This window comes from Deferrisoma sp. (assembly GCF_054681715.1).
In genome coordinates this window covers 1-5,173 of sequence record NZ_BAAHFQ010000189.1, presented here as the reverse complement: position 1 = coordinate 5,173, position 5,173 = coordinate 1, and the positions used below count along the sequence as shown (strand labels likewise).

Below are 5,173 nucleotides of genomic sequence, written 5' to 3'. Positions count from 1 at the left end.
TCCGCCGGATCACGGAGTGCGGGTCGGTGAGTTCCCTGTTCGTTTAGCCTCGAGACGTTCTCGGAAAGGAAGAAGAACCATGCACGCGGAAGTCGAGTTTTCGGTGGAGCCCAAAGAGGGCGTGGGGAAGGGCGTGGCCCGCAAGCTCCGGGCCGCGGGCCGCACCCCCGGGGTGGTGTACGGCCCCGAGATGGCGCCCAAGATGGTGACGTTCCGGGAGCAGGACCTGGTGAAGGCCCTGCGCACCCCGGCCGAGCGCAACGTGTTCCTGCGCCTGAGGAGCAGCGATCCCGACCTCGAGGGGATCCGGGTGATCGTGAAGGACCTGCAGGTGGACCCGGTCAAGCGCCGGTTCATCCACGCGGACTTCTACAAGCTGGACCCGAACCGGGTCATTCACGCCACCGTGCCGGTCCATCTGGAGGGCACCCCCATCGGCGTGAAACTGGGCGGGATCCTGCAGGTCGTGCGCCGGGAGCTCCGGGTGGCCTGCAAGCCCGACGACCTGCCGGACGCGATCACCCTGGACGTGACCGAGCTCAATCCCGGCGAGTCCGTGCACGTGAGCGACATCACCCCGCCGGAAGGGGTGCGGATCCTGACGAGCCCGGAGCTCGCCGTGTGCGTGATCGTGGCCCCCTCGGGTTACGCCGAAGAGGGCGAGGAGGAGGCCGAGGAGGAGACGGCCGAGGCCGAGGCCTAGCCCCTGGGCCGGTCCATGGGTCCCTTCCTCGTGGTGGGGCTCGGAAACCCGGGCCCAGAGTACGAGGACACCCGCCACAACATCGGGTTCCAGGTGGCGGACGAACTAGCCGGGCGCGCCCGCGCCGGCCGGTGGCGGGACGCCTGCCGGGCCCGGGTGGCCGAGGGGCGGCTGGCGGGGCAGCCCGTGGTCCTCGCGAAGCCCCAGACGTATATGAACCGGAGCGGCGAGGCCGTGGGCCGGCTGGTGGACCGGTTCGGGGTGGAGCTCGAGCGGCTGATCGTGGTCCACGACGATCTGGATCTCCCCTTCGGGGCCATCCGGATCCGGGTACGGGGCGGGCACGGGGGGCACAACGGCATCCGCTCCATCTTGGCCGTGCTCGGCACGGGGGAGTTCGTGCGGGTGAAGGTGGGGATCGGCCGGCCCCAGGGGAAAGGGGACGCGGCCGACTACGTGTTGAGCCCGTTTTCGGCCGACGAGGCCGTGGAGATTCCGGCGATCCGGGCGCGAGCCGCCGACGCCGTTTTCCATATCATAGGGGAAGGGCCTTTGCGGGCCATGAACCGGTTCCACACCTAACCTTTTTTTCGGAAGGGAGGGAAACATGGAAAACCTGAGCAGTTGGACCGTGTACGCGCCCCTTGTGGGCATCGGCGGGCTCATCGTGGCCGCCTTGATCTACTCGTGGATCAAGAACCAGCCCGCCGGCAACGAGCGCATGCAGGAGATCGCCGACCTGATCCACGAGGGGGCCATGGCGTTCCTGCAGAGCGAGTACAAGATCCTCGTCATCTTCATCGCCGTCGTGTTCCTGCTCCTGTTCTGGAAGATCGCGCCGATGACCGCCTGGGCGTTCCTGGGCGGGGCGGTGTGCTCCATGGCCGCCGGATTTTTCGGCATGAAGGCCGCCACCCGGGCGAACGTGCGGACCTCGGCCGCGGCCAAGGACGCCGGCATGGGCAAGGCCCTCTCCATGGCGTTCTCGGGCGGGGCCGTGATGGGGCTTTCGGTGGCGAGCCTGGGGCTCCTGGGCCTCGGGGTGGCCTTCTACGTGTTCGGGGACCCCGAGAGCGCCCAGTACATCAACGGGTTCGCCATGGGCGCCTCGTCGATCGCGCTGTTTGCCCGTGTGGGCGGCGGCATCTACACCAAGGCCGCCGACGTGGGCGCCGACCTGGTGGGCAAGGTCGAGGCCGGCATCCCCGAGGACGACCCGCGTAACCCGGCCACCATCGCCGACAACGTGGGCGACAACGTGGGCGACACGGCCGGCATGGGCGCCGACATCTTCGAGTCGTACGTGGGGTCGGTGGTGGCCACCATCGCGATCGCGGCCACGAGCGCGGTGATCCCGGCCACCGAGAAGCTCGCCTACATGGCCTACCCGCTCCTGGTGATCATGGCCGGCCTCGTGGCCAGCGTGATCGGCGTGGTGTCCATGAAGATCCTGGAGAACCAGGGTCCGGCCAAGGCCCTGCGGAACGTGACCTTCGTGTCCGCCATCCTCCTGGTGATCGGGGCCTACGCCATCGCCAACAAGCTCGGACTGCCCATCGGCGTGTTCTACGCCGTGGTGTTCGGTCTTGTGGCCGGCATCGCCATCGGGCTCGTGACCGAGTACTACACCGCCGCGAAGCCGATCGTGCGGATCGCCGAGGCCTCCCAGACCGGCCCGGCCACGAACATCATCACCGGGCTCGCCGTGGGCATGGAGAGCTGCGCGATCCCCGTGCTCTTCATCGCGGCCGCCATCTTCGGCTCGTACCACCTGGCCGGCCTTTACGGCATCGGCGTGGCCGCGGTGGGCATGCTCTCCACCGTGGGCGTGACCATGAGCGTGGACGCCTACGGCCCCATCGCCGACAACGCCGGGGGGATCTCGGAGATGGCCGAGCTCGGCCCCGAGGTGCGGGAGGTGACCGACACCCTGGACGCCCAGGGCAACACCACCGCCGCCATCGGGAAGGGCTTCGCCATCGGCTCGGCCGCGCTGACCGCGCTGGCCCTGTTCGCCGCGTACTCCTCGGCCGCCGGGCTCGCCGAGATCAACCTGACCGACCCCAACACCGTGATCGGCATGCTGATCGGCGGCATCATCCCGTTCCTGGTGGGCGCCATGACCATGACCGCGGTGGGCGACGCCGCCTACGACATGGTGAACGAGGTCCGCCGGCAGTTCCGGGAGATCCCGGGCCTGATGGAGGGCACGGCCAAGCCCGACACGGCCACCTGCGTTTCGATCTCGACCCAGGCGGCCCTGCGGAAGATGATCGTGCCGGGCCTCACCGCCGTGATCGTGCCGGTGGTGGTGGGCTTCGTGCTCGGCGCCGAGGCCCTGGGCGGGCTCCTGGCCGGTGCCACCGTGACCGGCGTGCTGCTGGCGCTCTTCATGGCCAACGCCGGCGGCGCCTGGGACAACGCGAAGAAGTACATCGAGAAGGGGGCGCTCGGCGGCAAGGGCTCCGACGCCCACAAGGCCGCCGTGGTGGGCGACACCGTGGGCGACCCCTTCAAGGACACCTCCGGGCCCTCGATGAACATCTTGATCAAGCTGATGAGCGTGGTGAGCCTCGTGATCGCCCCGCTCCTGCCCCACATGTAGGCCCGGTTTTTGGAAACCGTGAAACGAAAAAAGCCGGCCCCTCGGGGCCGGCTTTTTTCGGCCGGAGGCGGAAAAAAGCGGCGCGATCGCCTTGACGAATCCATAACGGGATTTTATTATGCCGACCTGCATCCCGGCCCGACCCTCGGGGGCGCTTTCCGGGACGCCTTTTGGCGTGAGACAACGGGATAGGAACGGCGATTCAAACCGGATCGGTGGTGTTTTGCTCTTGCCGGGGTCCGTTTTGCGCTTGACCCCGTAGGGGGCCGTGGCTAAAATGAGCGGCCCTTCACAAGCGTAGGATTGTCTCTTTACGGCCCCGGAGGGGCAGGCACAGGGATTACCGTGGCTCGGAGAAAAAAATCCAGTTACATCATCCAGTCCGTCACGAACGCCCTCGATCTCCTGGAGGAGTTCCGGGGCGAGGAGACCGAACTGGGGGTCACCGAACTCTCGAAGCGCCTCGGGCTTCACAAGAACAACGTGTTCCGGCTCCTGGCCACCCTGGAGAGCCGGGGCTACATCGAGCAGAACAAGGTCACCGGCAACTACCGGTTGGGCCTCAAGGTCCTCGAGCTCGGCCAGGTGTTCATCAAGCACATGGGCCTTCTCAAAATGGCCCGGCCGATCCTCGAGGAGATCGTCGAGAAGTGCAACGAAACCGCCTACCTGGGTCTCATCCGGGACGACCGGGTGGTGTACGTGGATGTGGTCGAGGCCCGGCACCCGGTGCGGGTGGTGAGCCGGGTGGGGGTGGGCCTGCCGGTGTACTGCTCGGCCGTGGGCAAGGCCCAGATCGCGTTCGAGTCGGCCGACGAGGTCGAGCGGATCCTGGGCGAGATCCAGTTCAAGCGCTACACCCGGAACACCATCACGGACCGTGAGGAGTTCCTCAAGGAACTCGAGAAGATCCGGGAGCAGGGATACGCGATCGACGACGAGGAGTTCGACGAGGGGATCCGGTGCGTGGGCGTGCCCGTGCGGGATTACACCCGGCGGGTGGTGGCGGGGCTTTCCATCTCGGGGCCGGCCTATCGGTTCACGGACGAGCGGCTCCAGGAGGAGTTGATCCCGCTGGCCGTGGACGCCGGAAAGAAGCTCTCGGCCCGCCTCGGGTTCGACGTGGGGCAGGGTCTATAGACAGACGACCGTTGTCCTCCCTCAAGGCCCGCCGTGACCCGGCGGGCCTTTTTGCTCCCTCTGGTTTTAGCGAGACTGAAATTTTTAAGGGAGCATAAAGCCGCTTGACCTCGGCCAAACCCGGCCCCTAGAATGCGGCGGCCTGTAAACCCCCGTTGGGAACCGCCGCCGAGGGCGGCGTGCCGTTGGAGAGGGCATCCGTTGGCAGACGAGACCTCCGAGACCCGCCCCGCGGTGCGGAAGGCCGCCGTCGCCGGCAGTCCGGGGCGCCGGAGGAGCCGCCGACGGGCGGCCGCGCGCGAGGCCGGGGCCGAAGAGTTCAACATCGGGGCGAAGATCAAGCGGTTGCGCCAGGAAAGGGGCAAGACGCTCCAGGACGTGGCCGACGAGACCGGGTTCAGTCCCGCCCTGATCTCCCAGATCGAGAACAACAACGTTTCACCCCCGCTTGCGACGCTCTCGCGGATCGCCCGGGTGCTGGGGGTGACCATGGGGTATTTCTTCCGGGACGAGGGTCCGGAGGTGCCCTACGAGGTGGTCCGCCGCGAGGAGCGCCCGGTGGTGAGCCAGGTGATCTCCCGCACCGGGGGAAAGCACGGCTACATCTACCAGGCCCTCACGTTTCACAAGCGCGACAAGCTGATGGAGCCGTTCCTGCTCCACGTGGACCCGGCCACCCGGCAGGACGAAAGCCAGTACTGCCACGAGGGCCAGGAGTTCCTGCT

At 67.5% G+C, this 5,173-nt stretch carries 5 protein-coding genes; all 5 read left to right on the top strand.

Features of this window, described 5'->3' with window-relative positions; all coding sequences use genetic code 11:
- Nucleotides 1-79: 79 nt before the first annotated feature.
- On the top strand, nucleotides 80-703 hold the full coding sequence (locus ACY0I8_RS16135) for a 50S ribosomal protein L25 (RefSeq protein WP_461395558.1): 624 nt from the start codon (nucleotides 80-82) through the stop codon (nucleotides 701-703).
- 15 nt (nucleotides 704-718) lie between these two features.
- Nucleotides 719-1,285, top strand: coding sequence for an aminoacyl-tRNA hydrolase (gene pth / locus ACY0I8_RS16130; protein WP_459942068.1), 567 nt, complete (start codon nucleotides 719-721; stop codon nucleotides 1,283-1,285).
- Nucleotides 1,286-1,310: 25 nt separating this feature from the next.
- Complete coding sequence (locus ACY0I8_RS16125) at nucleotides 1,311-3,308, top strand: sodium-translocating pyrophosphatase (RefSeq protein WP_461395557.1); 1,998 nt, start codon at nucleotides 1,311-1,313, stop codon at nucleotides 3,306-3,308.
- Between the two features lie 345 nt (nucleotides 3,309-3,653).
- Nucleotides 3,654-4,448, top strand: coding sequence for an IclR family transcriptional regulator (locus ACY0I8_RS16120; RefSeq protein ID WP_461395556.1), 795 nt, complete (start codon nucleotides 3,654-3,656; stop codon nucleotides 4,446-4,448).
- A 201-nt stretch (nucleotides 4,449-4,649) separates the two neighbouring features.
- Nucleotides 4,650-5,173 (top strand): helix-turn-helix domain-containing protein (locus ACY0I8_RS16115; RefSeq protein ID WP_461395555.1); only part of this gene is annotated, 524 nt, incomplete at its 3' end.

What these genes read in the sequence shown, in the direction of transcription:
- ACY0I8_RS16135 (WP_461395558.1), top strand. Translation starts at nt 80, where the DNA reads ATGCACGCGGAAGTCGAGTTTTCGGTGGAGCCCAAAGAGGGCGTGGGG.
- pth (WP_459942068.1), top strand. Translation starts at nt 719, where the DNA reads ATGGGTCCCTTCCTCGTGGTGGGGCTCGGAAACCCGGGCCCAGAGTAC.
- ACY0I8_RS16125 (WP_461395557.1), top strand. Translation starts at nt 1,311, where the DNA reads ATGGAAAACCTGAGCAGTTGGACCGTGTACGCGCCCCTTGTGGGCATC.